Source organism: Leeuwenhoekiella obamensis, from assembly GCF_055391795.1.
In genome coordinates this window covers 1,116,300-1,130,519 of the sequence record NZ_AP029251.1, presented here as the reverse complement: position 1 = coordinate 1,130,519, position 14,220 = coordinate 1,116,300, and the positions used below count along the sequence as shown (strand labels likewise).

Here is a 14,220-nt window from a genome sequence, read left to right as displayed (position 1 = left end):
CTAGATGAAAAGTACAATTTCGCAGATTAGGTGCGCGCAAATATAATAAAATGCTTGTATTAACCAATCATCTTGTTAATTTTTTGAAACCCTGCGTATTGTAGCCATTATAGGATAATGATCGCTGTAGTTAACCTTAAAGCGCTCAAAGCGTTGTGTTTTATAGACTTGATCATCTCCTAAGATAAAGTCTATACGCAACGGGATCACATCAAAAGTGAATGTGCGCCCGAAACCTTTACCCGCTTGCGCAAAAGCGTCAAATTTTTCTCCCTTTATCTTCTGATATGTATATGAGAAGACCGTATTATTAAAATCACCTGTCACAAAAACGGGATATTCACAATGTTTTTCATTTTCTAAAAAGATCTCTACTTGCTCTTGTTGCTGGACGAATTTCTCTCCCAGACCGCTAATGAGTTTCTTTTTATTTTCTTGCTGAATTTCAGCTATTTCAGGCGTTAGAGACAGTGATTGCATGTGCAAATTATACACTCGCACTGTATCTTTTTTAATAACCAAATCAACATATATGCCGTTATTAAAAGAATCTGGAAAATCAAGCGAACCCTTATTTATTATGGGGAATTTAGAATAAATGGCAAGTCCGTTTCCTTTACCTTTTACCGGATCTTGTAAGTAAACATGTGGATATTTAAGAGGCGATTTTTTATCTGTGGGATACTCTTGAAGGCAGATTATTGAAGGGTTCTGGCGCTGTAACGTTGACCAAATTCCTTCTGTTTCATTTTCTGATGTATCAAGAATAAAGCGCTTTGTATTGTAACTAAAGATGGTAAAATCATTTTCTTCAGGAGAATAATCCTTTTCACTGATGTTATATAACGTCACGTTACAGAACAGCCCAGAAAGTAGAATAATCCCTGATAATAAAACTTGTTTTTTGAATAATAAAAGCCAGTAAAGAGCAAAAAGAATATTCGCTACAATTAGCACCGGAATTATTAAAGTCAAAACAGAAAGTGCAGGAAAAACCTTTGGTGGAATGTATGGAAGTGCGTAGCCTACAAGAAGTAAAAACGCTATAAGCAGATTTAATAAATAGACGAGTTTATTAAAGAGATTTAGATTTTTCATCAAGAATTTTTACCCGCCTTGAATAAAAAATCCTTCTCTTGCTGACTCAAACTATCGTAGCCACTTTTGCTTATTTTATCAAGAATATCGTCTATTCTTCGCTGATGTTCTGATTTTGAAAGTTTGCTTGATGCTGCAGAACTTCTATTAGTTGATGAAGCTGATTTTTGTTTGCGATAAACAGTTTTCATCTTAGATTTTTTCTCGCGCTTCTTAAACATCGTCGCAAAACCATCTATCATATTTTCCCACCAGATGCCTATGTCGTTGCCTTTAGCAAGTTGGGTTGCATAAATATACCCGAACAAAGCTCCGCCCAGATGAGAGATAAAGCCGCCAGCGTTGCCACTAGTTGGAATTCTAACAAGATCCATCACCACTAAGAAAACACCTAACTGCCACATTTTCACATTAAAGAAAATCACACGCACTTCTGTATTAGGCGTGTAAGCGGCAATAAAAATAGTTATCGCCATTACGGCAGCAGACGCTCCTTGCAGCGTAGCAACATCTGTAGCTCCACCAAAAACAGGAAAAAGATTATAAGCTAAAATAAAGAATACAGCTCCAGATATCGCTCCAAGAAAGTAAATAGTAAGAAAACGTTTCGGAGTAAAAAGGTTGAGAACGATCTGACTAAACCAGTACAGGATCAACATATTAAACAAAATATGCAAGATGTCTGCATGTAAGAAAGAATATGTTATTAAAGACCAAGGTTGAAATAGCAGGTCACTTAATTTGGCTGGGAGCCAAAACCATTGTATTAAAAATCCAGAAGGCCATTGAAAAATAAACGCTATCAATTCAAAAGCTATAAAAGCCAAAGCATTGATCACGATAATTTTTATCGCGACGTTTGCCATTTTAAATTGATATCCTAGATTATTTGCCGCCATTAATTCCAGCGATTTTGATTAAAACTATTTTTCTTCCAGTACCAGATCATTATAAACCCGAATAGCGCTCCACCTATGTGTGCAAAATTTGCAATATTTTGACCAAATAGTGAAAAACCAGTTACTCCAGAAAACAAGTCTAAGAGGATTAAAGCAGGAATAAAATACTTTGCTTTTATAGGCACAGGAACAAAAATCAAGAATAATTCAACATTAGGAAACATCATCCCAAACGCAACCAGAATACCATATATTGCTCCAGAAGCTCCTACGGCTGGTACTAAATATGACTCAACCATAGAATTTAGAACTCTTGCATATTCTCCATTAAAAACATAATAACCTTGACTTGAATTAAATGATTCAACTTGCTTTTGAAGCATTTGTGCAATTTGTTGGGGTGTTTCACCCAGTTCAATTAAAGTATTATATCCTTGATAAAAATGAAAATATCCAACAGCTGTATGAATCAAAGCAGCACCTAACCCGGCAGAAAAATAGAAAAAGATAAATCTATTTCTTCCTAGCATAGACTCTACCGGACTTCCAAAAGCCCACAGCGCATACATATTAAAAAGAATATGCATGATACTGCCTTGATCATGCATAAACATATGTGTAACAACCTGCCAGAATTTGAAATTTCCATTTTCAGGAAAGAATAGCGCAAACATGCTTCCATGATCTGGAAGTAGGAATTGCGATCCTAAAAAGAATATTACGTTGACTATAAGAAGTACCTTAACGGTCTCTGTTATTCTACTCATTTAATTTCAAATTTCCTTTCAAGTTCTTCTACGCTTATTGTTACAAAGGTAGGCCTATTAAAGGGTGATAACATGGGATCTTTGCACGCAAATAGTTTATTTAACAAATATTCACAACTCGCAGCGTCCAGCTTTTCGCCATTGCGAATTGCCATACTGCGCGCCATACTTTTTGCCAGTAGATCTGTTTTGCTAAAGCCTGCATCTGGCACCTCATGTTCTACATCGTTAAGTAACTCCTCTAGCACACGTTTAGAATCGTTTTCACTAATTCCCATAGGTAAACCGGTAACTTCTAGCGTTTCTTGATCTACAGTATTAAAAATAAAACCAGTGTTCTCTAGCGATTCTTTAAGTTGTAAGAGTGTATTTATTTCTCTTAAAGAGAAATCTAATCGCAACGGAAATAGCAGCTGCTGACTCACAGATTCCTTTACTGTGATATTCTTCAACAGATCTTCATAAAGAATGCGTTGATGCGCTTTATTCTGATCTATGATCACCATGCCACTTTTTATGGTACTAACTAAGAATTTATTATGCAGTTGGTAGCAATTCGCTTCCGCGGAAGCGGTATCCTCATCAAAGATCGTCTCTGGAGTAGGATTGCTCTCTATCTCTACTCTACTGAAGGTATCATCTGGTGTGTTGCTGTGTTTCTCAAGACCAGCATAAAGATTCTCCCAGCCTGCAGCACTTTTTTTCTCGTAATGCGGTGTACTTTTTGAAACTGATATTTTACCTGGATTATTTTCCTTAAACGGATTGTAATCACGATCTACCTCTACTTGAGGAGTTTCAATAGGTTTGTTTTTAAAAGAATATGGCGTATCAAAACCTGGCTCACGATCAAAATCGAGAACAGGAGCAATATTAAATTGCCCTAAACTGTGTTTTACCGCAGCACGCAGCAAGGTGTAAATTGAATGTTCATCCTCAAATTTCACCTCAGTTTTTGTGGGGTGAATATTGATATCTATCGTTTTAGGATCAACTTCTAAGTACAGAAAATAACTCGCTCTTGCTCTATCTGCAAGCAAACCATCAAAGGCCGCTGAAACCGCGTGATGCAGATAAGAATGCTTTATAAATCTGTCGTTAACAAAGAAGTATTGTTCGCCTTTAGTCTTCTTAGCAAATTCGGGTTTAATGATAAACCCTTGAATTTTTACGATTTCGGTTTCTTCTTCTACCGGCACTAATTTTTCATTAGTCTTAGGCCCGAAGATATTTACAATACGCTGTCTTTTGTTAGAAATAGGCAGATTAAAAACCTCGCCTTCATTATGGTACATCACAAAAGCGATTTGCTCATGCGCCATCGCCACACGATGAAATTCATCAATTACATGACGCATCTCAACACTATCAGACTTTAAGAAATTGCGTCTTGCAGGTATATTAAAAAACAGATTTTTAACGGCGATAGAAGTTCCCTCTGGTGTAGCGATCACTTCTTGAGATTTTACTTGGCTACCCTCGATCTCAATTTGTGTTCCTACATCCTCGCCTTCTTGCCGTGTTCTAAGATCGATATGTGCAACCGCAGCAATCGAAGCTAAAGCCTCACCACGAAAACCCTTAGTATGCAACGCAAAAAGATCTTCGGCATTTTTGATCTTAGAAGTAGCGTGACGCTCAAAACTAAGACGCGCATCTGTAGCACTCATCCCTTTACCGTTATCTATAACTTGTATAAGGGTTTTACCGCTGTCTTTTACAATAAGTTTTATAGAAGTAGAACCAGCGTCAATCGCATTCTCAAGTAGCTCTTTTACTACAGAAGCCGGCCGTTGTACGACCTCTCCTGCGGCTATTTGATTTGCAACATGATCTGGTAAAAGCTTTATTATATCTGCCATTTATTGTGCTTGCGTAAATAATGATAGGTCAAAATCTATCATAAATAAAAACGCAAAAATAAGAAGCAAAACGATAATAAGAATGCGACGGTTAGCCTTTTGATCAGGATTATTTTTGTAGTCATCCCAGGCGTTATTAAACTTGTTTTTTATCCCCTTGGTTTCCAAGGTTGCTTTGCGATAAGAATCAAACTTATGAGACATTTTATAAGGGTTTCCCTCGCCCTGATAATATCTAGGGCTGTAGTCAAATTGTTTGTTCTTTCTAGTTTTTAAAATTCCCATAATACGTGCCTGTTCTCAAAATTAATAATTTACTACGGGAAATGCCATCCCTCTTTGTTAACAACAATATCCTTGCCGTTTTCTTGAGAGTGTATATTATTTTATTTCTTTTCGCTTAAAGCGAAAAAAACTAACCCTTGTAAAAGTTAGCGTCTTTGCGTAATTGTGCCATCTTTATGGCTGCAATTGCGGCTTCTGTTCCCTTATTTCCCAGTTTACCACCGCTACGGTCTATTGCCTGTTGCATGTGATTATCTGTAAGCACGCAGAAGATCACAGGAATATCACTCTGAATATTGAGATCTTTAATGCCTTGCGTTACACCGTCGCACACAAAATCAAAATGCTTTGTCTCGCCCTGTATCACGCTACCTACAGCGATGATGGCATCTAGCATCTCAAAGGATTGTTGCATTTTTTTACAACCATAAATAAGTTCAAAACTTCCGGGTACATTCCAGCGTACGATGTTTTCTTTGATCGCGCCACAGTCTAGAAACGCATCAAAAGCACCTTGAAAAAGGCCTTCAGTGATTTTGTCATTCCACTCAGAAACAACAATCCCAAACCGAAAATCTTTCGCGTTTGGGATTGTCTCTTTATCGTAAGCCGACAAGTTTGTTGTCGCCATATATTTTAATTTTAGGTTATTCGCTAACCATTCCTAAATACAGTTCAGCATCTTTTGCTTCTGCAGATTCAGGATACTCTTCAGTAATTTTTGTAAGATATTTTGCTGCTTTGTCTTTTTTACCAAGATCAATAGCAACAAGACTAGCTTTGAATAAGAAACGTGGAGCAGTAAAAGAGTTATCTCTCATGTTTGCTGCTTCTTCATAATATCCTAGAGCTTCGTCTAACTGATCAAGCTGAGCAAATGCATCACCTATACCACCTTTTGCAAGTGGAGCAAGCATCTGATCTTCGCTTTTAAAATCTTCAAGTTGATCAATAGCTTCTTTATACTGGTTCATATTAAGATAAGCCATACCTGCATAATAATGCGCAAGGTTTGCAGATTTAGTCCCGCTGTAGCTATCAATAATATCTAAGAAACCATATTTACCTTCACCACCATTAAGCGCTAGGTTAAAAAGAGAATCTTTTTGTGCTGCACCAGCGATCGCTTCATTAAAATAATTCTGCGCTTGATACATCTCGTTACTTGCGTCTATGTTCTTAGGCTCCTGGATAAATTTCTTATATCCCATGTATCCTAAAACGCCCACAACTATCACACCTATAAAGATCAATAGATATTTCCAGTTGCCTTCTACCCAGGCTTCTGTCTTACTTGCACCTTCATCTAAGGTATCAAAAACTTCTGCAGTTGTGCTCTCTTCGTGCACTTCAACCTCTTTTTCTACCTTGGTTTGTGGCTTGTAACCCCTCTTCTTATATGTGGCCATGCTTTAAAATTTGTTGCGCGCAAAAATAAAATTTTTATTCAAATTCAAAAGCGTATCAATTTGTTATTTTTCGATAATTTGCACGAAACGTTGCTAAATCTCAACATCCTTAGAACAAACAAAATAGCAAATTAAGAAGCTAATTTTCAATGATCTTAAAAGCACTTTCTCTTATAAATTATAAAAATATCGTGTCTCAGGATTTTGATCTTGACGATAAGATCAACTGTTTTGTGGGGAACAACGGTGTGGGAAAAACTAATGTTCTGGATGCGATCTATCATCTTTCTTTTGGCAAAAGCTACTTTAACCCCATTACTGTACAGAATATAAATCATGATGCTGATTTCTTTGTGGTTGAAGGACTGTATGAAAAAGATGCCCGTGTAGAAAAAGTGATCATCAGCGCAAAACGAGGAGCAAAAAAGATCATTAAACGCAACGGCAAAGCATACGAGAGATTTTCTGAACACATCGGTTTTTTGCCGCTTGTGATCATTTCGCCAGCAGACAGAGACCTTATTATAGAAGGTAGCGAGACGCGCCGCAAATTTATGGATGGCGTGATCTCACAAAGCGACAAGGCATATCTTAATGATCTGATCAATTACAATAAAGTACTTTCTCAGCGCAATGCTTTATTAAAGTATTTTGGAGCAAATCACACCTTTGATCAAGGCACGCTTTCTATTTATAATGAGCAGATGGATGCGCTTGGCGCGAAAATTTATCAGAAACGTCAACAATTCCTTGAGCGCTTTGCTCCTATTTTTCAGGAGCGCTATCAATACATAAGTGGCGGCAAAGAAGAAGTCAAGCTGAAATATAAAAGTCAGTTGCACGAAAAGACGCTGAGAGAACTTTTTGATGAAAATCTTCAAAAAGACCGCATGCTGCAATACACGAGTGTGGGTACGCATAAAGATGACCTAAGTTTTAAGATAGAAGGTCATCCTGTGAAGAAATTTGGAAGTCAAGGCCAACAAAAATCGTATCTCATCGCTTTAAAACTTGCGCAATTTGATTTTATAAAAAAAGAAAGTGGCACCGCTCCCCTACTTTTGCTAGACGATATTTTTGATAAACTTGATGAAAACCGAGTGACGCATATCGTTTCGCTGGTAAATGATGAAAATTTTGGTCAGCTATTCATCAGTGATACGCATCCTGAGCGCACAGAAGCAATTGTAAAAAAGATTCATCAATCCTCTAAGATCTTTAAACTATGAGAAAACTTTATTTCATTTTATTTCTTTTTGCGGTAAGCTGTGCAAAACAAGCTCCAGAAGATATGATCCCAATGCTTAACGGCTACTGGGAGATCGAGGAAGTTGTTAAGCCTGGCGGCGAAAAGATTAAATTTGAGATTAACGAAACTGTTGATTACATTCATATAGTAGATTCTACCGGTTTTAGAACTAAATTAAAACCACAGCTAGACGGAACATACGAAGACACAGAATCAAAAGAAGGGCTTAAAGTAAAGGTTGAGAACGATTCTTTAAAAATATATTATACAACACTTTATAACAATTGGTCAGAAACCGTGTTAAATGCAAGCGAAGAAAGCTTTGAGGTTATAAACGATCGAAATATAAAGTACAAATACAAGAAATTTACACCTATAAACGTTACCCAGTAATGACAAAAAGAGACGCAGATCCTATATCATTAAAAGACGCGCTAAGCGGTTTTGTAGAAAAGAACAAACTACAAAAGGGTCTGGATAAAATAAGTGCAGAAGACGCCTGGAAGAATATTATGGGTCCTGCAATTTCAAAATATACAGAGCAGGTAAAATTAGATGGAGATAGGCTTATTGTACGCTTAACATCATCAGTCTTAAGAGAAGAGTTAGGCTACGGTAAAGAAAAAATTATCAAGAACCTTAATGAAGAAATGGGCCGAGAAGTGATAAAATCACTAATGCTTAGATAAAAAAATCCCCGCAAATTGCGGGGATTTTAATTTTATATAAAGAAGCTTTTCTTAGAACTGCTCTCTACCTGCAAAGTGGAAGTTACCTTCAATTGCAGCGTTCTCATCACTGTCAGAACCGTGTACCGCGTTCTCACCTACAGATGTAGCATACATTTTTCTAATAGTACCTTCAGCAGCTTCAGCCGGGTTTGTAGCACCAATTAACGTACGGAAATCTTCTACAGCATTTTCTTTCTCAAGAATTGCAGCAACGATAGGACCGCGTGTCATAAATTCTACAAGCTCACCAAAGAATGGACGCTCTTTATGCACAGCATAAAAAGTCTCTGCATCCTGCTGAGTCATTTGAGTAAGTTTCATCGCTACGATTCTAAAACCAGAAGCGTTAATCTTGTTAAGGATCGCGCCTACGTGTCCTGCTTCTACAGCATCAGGCTTGATCATTGTAAATGTTCTGTTTGTTGCCATTTTTTTATTTTTTTTCGCTACAGCGAAAATTATTTTGTTTTAAAAAAATCGGGGCAAAAGTAGAGTTTTTCTGCATAAAACCTAATTAAGTAAACATTAATTATAGGTTTGTTCAATTTCTTCTAAGACTTCATCCTCTGCACCACGTATCTGCATTTTTATCTTTTTCGCCGCAAGGTCAAAATAAATAACACCATAACTCAAATCGCTCACCGTCTCTCCTACCTTATATTCATTGGGCTCGCCGCTATATTTTTTATAAGCATGTGTAAGACCGCTGCTGGTAAAATCTAATATTGGATCTTCCACACCATCTACAGTGATCTTAGAAAACTCTGAAATATGCCTATCACCACTCACAACGATCACATTATCAGATTTTGTGGTTTTTAGCAGATCAAAAAATCGCTGGCGCTCACCCGGGAAGTTTGCCCATTTTTCAAAACCATGCTCATGACTTACAAGCTGAATACTGCTCATGATGACAGTAAAATCTGCCGAAGTGTTCTTTAATTTATTCTCAAACCATTGCCATTGCGCTTCACCTAGCAAAGTCCCTTTTTTGCTGGCTGCATATCTTCTTCCGGCTTTGTTGCTGCGTTTTAAATCACTTCTAAAATATCTTGTATCTAGCGAGATCACTTTTATAGAACCGTTTTCTGTTTCAAAAACTTGAGAGAAATAGACTCCTTCTCTACTCCAGCGGGGATCAGTTTTTGGCACATCCAGAAAATCAAGCAAAAGCTGCTGACTTTCGGCTTTCATTTTATAATCGCTACCGCCATCATTTTTACCAAAATCATGATCATCCCACGTCCCGATGATTTTTATACTGTCAACAATTGCGGCATATTCTGGCAACGCTTTTTGAGCTGCATACATCACAGCCATTTTATTCATATCTGCAGTATCTGCATAAATATTATCGCCACCCCAAACAAAAACATCTGGATCCAATTTTAGAATATGCTTCCAGAAGGGATTAGGCAATTCGGTTTTATTACACGATCCCACGGCCATCACAAAATCTTGAGCATGGCTACTTTTGGCGCAAAGCCAAACAGCAATAACAGCTAGAAAATATCTACTACGCATTTTTAAATTTTGTGCAAAAATACATCGTCAATTGCTGCGTTGGGTTATAAAATAATTAAGCTTTCGCCAAAAGGTGACCTGTAATTTTAAATTGTATCTTCGCCCCTTATGAAAAAAGCTGATGCAGATAAGCTCCTGGAATTACTGAAGGAGCCAAAGAATATCGCAATTATACCGCATAAAAATCCGGATGGAGACGCCATGGGCTCTACGCTGGCCTTAAGAAGATTCTTGAATAAAAAAGGACATACTGCGACCGTGGTTTCGCCTAACGATTACCCAGAATTTTTAAAGTGGTTACCAGACGAAGAAACGGTGGTGAAATATGATCTTCATACAGCAAATGCAAAGCAAACGCTAGAGCATGCAGATGTGATTTTTACGCTAGATTTTAATTCATTTTCACGTTGTGGCGACTTGCAACCTTTGCTAGAAAAAAGCAATGCAACGTTTGTGATGATAGATCATCACCAGCAACCAGATGATTATGCTGAGATCACCTATAGCGATGTGAATGTTTGCGCTACAAGCGAAATGGTCTACCATGTGATCGATGCGCTTAACGAGCTAGATTTAATTGACAAAGACATTGCGACCTGCCTGTACACAGGAATCATGACCGATACGGGTTCGTTTAAATTCAATTCTACAACATCACTCACGCATCGTGTTATCGCCTCATTGATCGATAATGGCGCTAACAATTCTGAAATTCACGATAAGATCTACGATACCTTTAGTCACAACAGATTGAAGTTGCTGGGCGTTGCGCTTAACAATCTTAATTATTTACCAGAATATAAGACCGCTTTTATAACATTGAGTCAAAAGGAACTTGATGAGCATGGCTTCCAAAAAGGAGATACTGAAGGTTTTGTGAATTACGGTCTATCGTTACTTGGCGTGAAAATGGCGGCGATCTTTATTGAGAATAAGCAAGAAAATATTGTGAAGATCTCACTACGTAGTAAGGGAGAATTCTCAGTTAATGAATTGTCCCGACAGCACTTTCATGGTGGCGGTCACACAAACGCAGCTGGAGGAAGAAGCGATGTAAGTTTACGTGAAACGGTTGACTATTTTATTAGTATCTTACCGCAGTACAAAAACGCCCTAAATGAATAAGATCTTTGTAGCAATAGGCATCCTATTGGTTGTTGCTTCATGTAAAACAAATCCTGAGGCGCGACGCCCGGTTTCTCACGGTGGCGGCTCTTATATTGACGAGAGTATCGCTCGCAATATAAAACTCAACGAGGCTGAAGAAGAGCTCATAGAAAAGATCATTGCTAAAGACAGCGCAACAGAATATATCGCATCTAGCAAAGGTTTCTGGTATTTTTATAACAAGAAGGATACTACAGCTGCTGCCACACCACAAGTGGGCGATCTTATCACCTTTTCTTACAACTTAAAAACGCTAGATAACGAGGTAATTCTTAGTCAAGATAAATTAGGCAAACAAACGTATCAAGTTGATCAAAGCAATCAAGAGCTCATGCCTGGTTTGCGTGATGGCGTTAAGCTACTAAAACCAGGAGAAACGATCACGTTTTTGTTTCCTAGTCATAAAGGCTATGGATATTATGGTCTTGATGATCTAATAGGTAAAAATCTACCGTTAAAATCTACAGTAACGTTACATACAATCGAAAATAAAAACCCTGAAGACAAATTATGAAGAAGTTTAGTTTATTATTTCTGCTCTTAGCTGCAGTATTTGTGGGATGTGATGATAAATACCCAGACCTAGAAGATGGTATTTATGCGGTGATCACAACAAATAAAGGTACAATGGTATCGCAGTTATACTACCAGAAAACACCTGCTACAGTAGCAAGTTTTGTTTCTCTGGCAGAGGGTGATAGTAAAGTAGTAGATAGTGCTTATAAAGGCAAACCATTTTATGATGGTTTATCAATTCACAGAATTCTTAAAGGATTTGTGATACAAGGTGGTGATCCTGATGGTACAGGAACTGGCGGCCCAGGATACAAATATCATGACGAACTTCTACCAGAACTTAAGCATGACACAATAGGTGTAATGTCTATGGCAAATGGAGGTTTTGAAACTAACGGTTCTCAATTCTTCATCACTCTTGGCGCTCAGCCGCACCTTAATGGTTATGATGAGAACGGGACACTTAAGAATTGTGAAGATCCTAGAACAAGCTGTCATACTGTTTTTGGTAAAGTTGTAAAAGGTTTTGATGTGCTTAGCGAAATAGAAAATGTTGAAGTGAATAACCCACGTCAAGGCGACCCAAAAAATCCTGTGATAATCGAGAAGATCCAGATCGTAAGAAAAGGAGCTGATGCAAGACGTTTTGATGCAAATGAAGTGTTTGCTGAAGAAACTAATAAGTACGCAGAAGAAAAAGCTAGGATCGAAGCTGAGAAACAAGCAAGATTAAAAGCTATCGCTGATAGATTTGTGGAAGAAGAAACAAAAGCAGATTCTCTAGACAGCGGACTTAAATTATACTTTAAAGAGCGTGGTGATGGTCCTGCTCCTAAGCAAGGTCAAACTGCTTTGTTGGACTACGCAGTGTATTTCACTAACGGAGAATTGCTTGATACAAGTATGAAAGACGTTGCAGAAGAAAACGGACTTTCGAAGCCAGAGCAATACCTTAAGCCTTATGGCGTGAAGGTAAGTCCAGATGCACAAGCGATCGCTGGTTTTATAGAAGCTGCAAAGAATATGCGTGTTGGCGACAAGGTAACAGCTTTTGTTCCTTATTATTTAGCCTACGGCGAAAGAGGTAATCGTGGGATCCCTCCTAAAACTGATCTAGTTTTTGACCTGATCTTAACAGAAGTTCAGTAAAACTGAAAAGACAAAAACAAAAAAGGCTCGCAATTCGCGAGCCTTTTTTTATGCATTATGCTTCTGGGAAGTCCTTTAAAGTTGCTAGAGTTAATTTCCAGAATTTCTTTACTGAAGATATACTCGCTTTTTCATCTGGCGAATGTGCTCCTCTTATGGTTGGACCAAAAGAGATCATTTCCATTTCTGGGTAATTCTGACCTAAGATCCCACATTCTAGACCAGCGTGGCAAGCCGCTACATGAGGCTCTTCATTAAATAATGATCTGTAATTATTTTCCATCACTTTAAGAATACTGCTTTGCATATTAGGCTGCCATCCTGGATATTCTCCGCTTAATTCTACAGAGAATCCAGCCAACTCAAAAACGCTTTCTAAACTACGTACGATATCATTTTTAGAAGAATCTGAAGATGATCTTGACAAACACAAAATATCGATCGCTCCATTCTCAACCGTAACTTTAGCTACGTTATTAGAAGTTTCAACAAGGCCTTCAATATCTGGGCTCATACGATAAACACCATTATGTGCCGCTTGTAAAGCTTTAAGCAATGCTTCTTGACTTTCTGTGGTCAATCCTTGTTTTGGAGTTTCTGTAATATCAAACTCTACTTCAAGATTAGGTTCAAGAGCGCTGTATTCTTCTAGGATCTCAGCAGCAAGACTTTCCATAACATCTAGAAATTGCTCCTGATTACTTTTCGCCACAGCGATAACAGCATTACTCTCTCGCGGTATCGCATTGCGCAGTCCGCCGCCATTGAGCTTTACAAGGTGCATCTCTCCTACCAAGTGCGCCTCAAGCAAAAGACGATTCATCAATTTATTAGCATTACCAAGACCCTTAATAATATCCATCCCACTGTGACCTCCTTGCAAACCTTTTACGCTCACCGTGTAGCCCAGGTGATCTTCAGAGATCTCTTGAGTTTCATAAGATTTAGAAGCTGTAACATCAATTCCACCGGCGCAACCCACGCCAATCTCATCATCTTCTTCAGTATCTAGATTCAATAGAACATCACCTTGCAAAATGCCAGATTTAAGTCCCATAGCGCCTGTCATCCCAGTCTCTTCATCGATGGTAAACAGCGCCTCAATCGCAGGATGCGGTATAGAATCGCTCTCAAGAATCGCCATGATCGTTGCAACTCCCAGACCATTATCTGCGCCCAGCGTAGTGCCTTTTGCGGTAACCCAATCGCCATCTATCATCATCTCGATACCTTGAGTGGCAAAATCAAAATCAGTGTCATTATTCTTCTGGTGCACCATATCGAGATGCGATTGTAAAACCACTTTTTTTCTGCTTTCCATCCCGGCGGTTGCTGGCTTCCTAATGATCACATTGCCCACTTCATCTTCAATGGTCTCTAGGTTTAGGCTTTCGCCAAAATTCTTCATAAACGCGATCACCTGCTCTTCTTTTTTAGAAGGTCTCGGCACAGCGTTAAGGTCGCAAAAGTTCTTCCAAATGCCTTTAGGCTCTAATTCTCTTATATCTTCGTTCATCTAATTATTTTTTACAAAGGTAGGAGTTCTGAAAGCTTTAGATTTCGC

At 38.2% G+C, this 14,220-nt stretch carries 16 protein-coding genes; 6 read left to right on the top strand and 10 right to left on the bottom strand.

Going from position 1 to position 14,220, the window contains the following annotated elements; all coding sequences use genetic code 11:
• Positions 1-75: 75 nt before the first annotated feature.
• From ACZ5L8_RS05045 to ACZ5L8_RS05015, 7 genes are all read right to left on the bottom strand, one after another.
• On the bottom strand, positions 76-1,098 hold the full coding sequence (locus ACZ5L8_RS05045) for an endonuclease/exonuclease/phosphatase family protein (protein WP_464440191.1): 1,023 nt from the start codon (positions 1,096-1,098) through the stop codon (positions 76-78).
• The gene (locus ACZ5L8_RS05040; protein WP_464440190.1) at positions 1,098-1,997 is read right to left on the bottom strand and encodes a rhomboid family intramembrane serine protease; all 900 of its coding nucleotides are present in this window, start codon (positions 1,995-1,997) and stop codon (positions 1,098-1,100) included. The genes ACZ5L8_RS05045 and ACZ5L8_RS05040 overlap by 1 nt, the downstream gene beginning before the upstream one ends.
• On the bottom strand, positions 1,997-2,764 hold the full coding sequence (locus tag ACZ5L8_RS05035; protein ID WP_464440189.1) for a rhomboid family intramembrane serine protease: 768 nt from the start codon (positions 2,762-2,764) through the stop codon (positions 1,997-1,999). The genes ACZ5L8_RS05040 and ACZ5L8_RS05035 overlap by 1 nt, the downstream gene beginning before the upstream one ends.
• Complete coding sequence (gene mutL / locus ACZ5L8_RS05030) at positions 2,761-4,626, bottom strand: DNA mismatch repair endonuclease MutL (RefSeq protein ID WP_464440188.1); 1,866 nt, start codon at positions 4,624-4,626, stop codon at positions 2,761-2,763. The genes ACZ5L8_RS05035 and mutL overlap by 4 nt, the downstream gene beginning before the upstream one ends.
• Positions 4,627-4,911, bottom strand: a complete 285-nt coding sequence (locus tag ACZ5L8_RS05025) for a riboflavin synthase subunit beta (RefSeq protein ID WP_462598516.1) — start codon at positions 4,909-4,911, stop codon at positions 4,627-4,629.
• A gap of 130 nt (positions 4,912-5,041) precedes the next feature.
• Complete coding sequence (gene ribH, locus ACZ5L8_RS05020; RefSeq protein WP_464440187.1) at positions 5,042-5,542, bottom strand: 6,7-dimethyl-8-ribityllumazine synthase; 501 nt, start codon at positions 5,540-5,542, stop codon at positions 5,042-5,044.
• 16 nt (positions 5,543-5,558) lie between these two features.
• Positions 5,559-6,320, bottom strand: a complete 762-nt coding sequence (locus tag ACZ5L8_RS05015) for a tetratricopeptide repeat protein (protein WP_464440186.1) — start codon at positions 6,318-6,320, stop codon at positions 5,559-5,561.
• A gap of 149 nt (positions 6,321-6,469) precedes the next feature.
• Here ACZ5L8_RS05015 and recF point away from each other — a divergent pair, with 149 nt between their 5' ends.
• Genes recF through ACZ5L8_RS05000 form a run of 3 tightly spaced genes read left to right on the top strand, consistent with a single transcriptional unit; the run spans position 6,470 to position 8,258 of the window.
• Positions 6,470-7,549: a DNA replication/repair protein RecF gene (gene recF / locus ACZ5L8_RS05010; RefSeq protein ID WP_464440185.1), complete on the top strand. Its 1,080-nt coding sequence runs from the start codon at positions 6,470-6,472 to the stop codon at positions 7,547-7,549.
• Complete coding sequence (locus ACZ5L8_RS05005; RefSeq protein ID WP_464440184.1) at positions 7,546-7,962, top strand: lipocalin family protein; 417 nt, start codon at positions 7,546-7,548, stop codon at positions 7,960-7,962. Before recF ends, ACZ5L8_RS05005 begins: the two co-directional genes overlap by 4 nt.
• On the top strand, positions 7,962-8,258 hold the full coding sequence (locus tag ACZ5L8_RS05000) for a DciA family protein (RefSeq protein ID WP_464440183.1): 297 nt from the start codon (positions 7,962-7,964) through the stop codon (positions 8,256-8,258). Before ACZ5L8_RS05005 ends, ACZ5L8_RS05000 begins: the two co-directional genes overlap by 1 nt.
• 51 nt (positions 8,259-8,309) lie before the next feature.
• Here ACZ5L8_RS05000 and ACZ5L8_RS04995 read toward each other — a convergent pair whose 3' ends face one another.
• Together ACZ5L8_RS04995 and ACZ5L8_RS04990 are read right to left on the bottom strand one after the other, a co-directional pair.
• Positions 8,310-8,729, bottom strand: a complete 420-nt coding sequence (locus tag ACZ5L8_RS04995) for a nucleoside-diphosphate kinase (protein ID WP_462598522.1) — start codon at positions 8,727-8,729, stop codon at positions 8,310-8,312.
• Between the two features lie 96 nt (positions 8,730-8,825).
• A complete protein-coding gene (locus tag ACZ5L8_RS04990) occupies positions 8,826-9,824 on the bottom strand; it encodes an alkaline phosphatase D family protein (protein ID WP_464440182.1) in 999 nt (332 codons plus the stop codon).
• A gap of 108 nt (positions 9,825-9,932) precedes the next feature.
• On the opposite strand from ACZ5L8_RS04990, the gene ACZ5L8_RS04985 reads away from it, so the two are divergent.
• Genes ACZ5L8_RS04985 through ACZ5L8_RS04975 form a run of 3 tightly spaced genes read left to right on the top strand, consistent with a single transcriptional unit; the run spans position 9,933 to position 12,656 of the window.
• Positions 9,933-10,949: a DHH family phosphoesterase gene (locus ACZ5L8_RS04985; protein ID WP_464440181.1), complete on the top strand. Its 1,017-nt coding sequence runs from the start codon at positions 9,933-9,935 to the stop codon at positions 10,947-10,949.
• Complete coding sequence (gene gldI / locus ACZ5L8_RS04980; protein ID WP_464440180.1) at positions 10,942-11,505, top strand: gliding motility-associated peptidyl-prolyl isomerase GldI; 564 nt, start codon at positions 10,942-10,944, stop codon at positions 11,503-11,505. Before ACZ5L8_RS04985 ends, gldI begins: the two co-directional genes overlap by 8 nt.
• The gene (locus ACZ5L8_RS04975; RefSeq protein WP_464440179.1) at positions 11,502-12,656 is read left to right on the top strand and encodes a peptidylprolyl isomerase; all 1,155 of its coding nucleotides are present in this window, start codon (positions 11,502-11,504) and stop codon (positions 12,654-12,656) included. The genes gldI and ACZ5L8_RS04975 overlap by 4 nt, the downstream gene beginning before the upstream one ends.
• A gap of 55 nt (positions 12,657-12,711) precedes the next feature.
• Here ACZ5L8_RS04975 and ACZ5L8_RS04970 read toward each other — a convergent pair whose 3' ends face one another.
• Complete coding sequence (locus ACZ5L8_RS04970; RefSeq protein WP_464440178.1) at positions 12,712-14,172, bottom strand: aminoacyl-histidine dipeptidase; 1,461 nt, start codon at positions 14,170-14,172, stop codon at positions 12,712-12,714.
• Positions 14,173-14,220 lie beyond the last annotated feature (48 nt).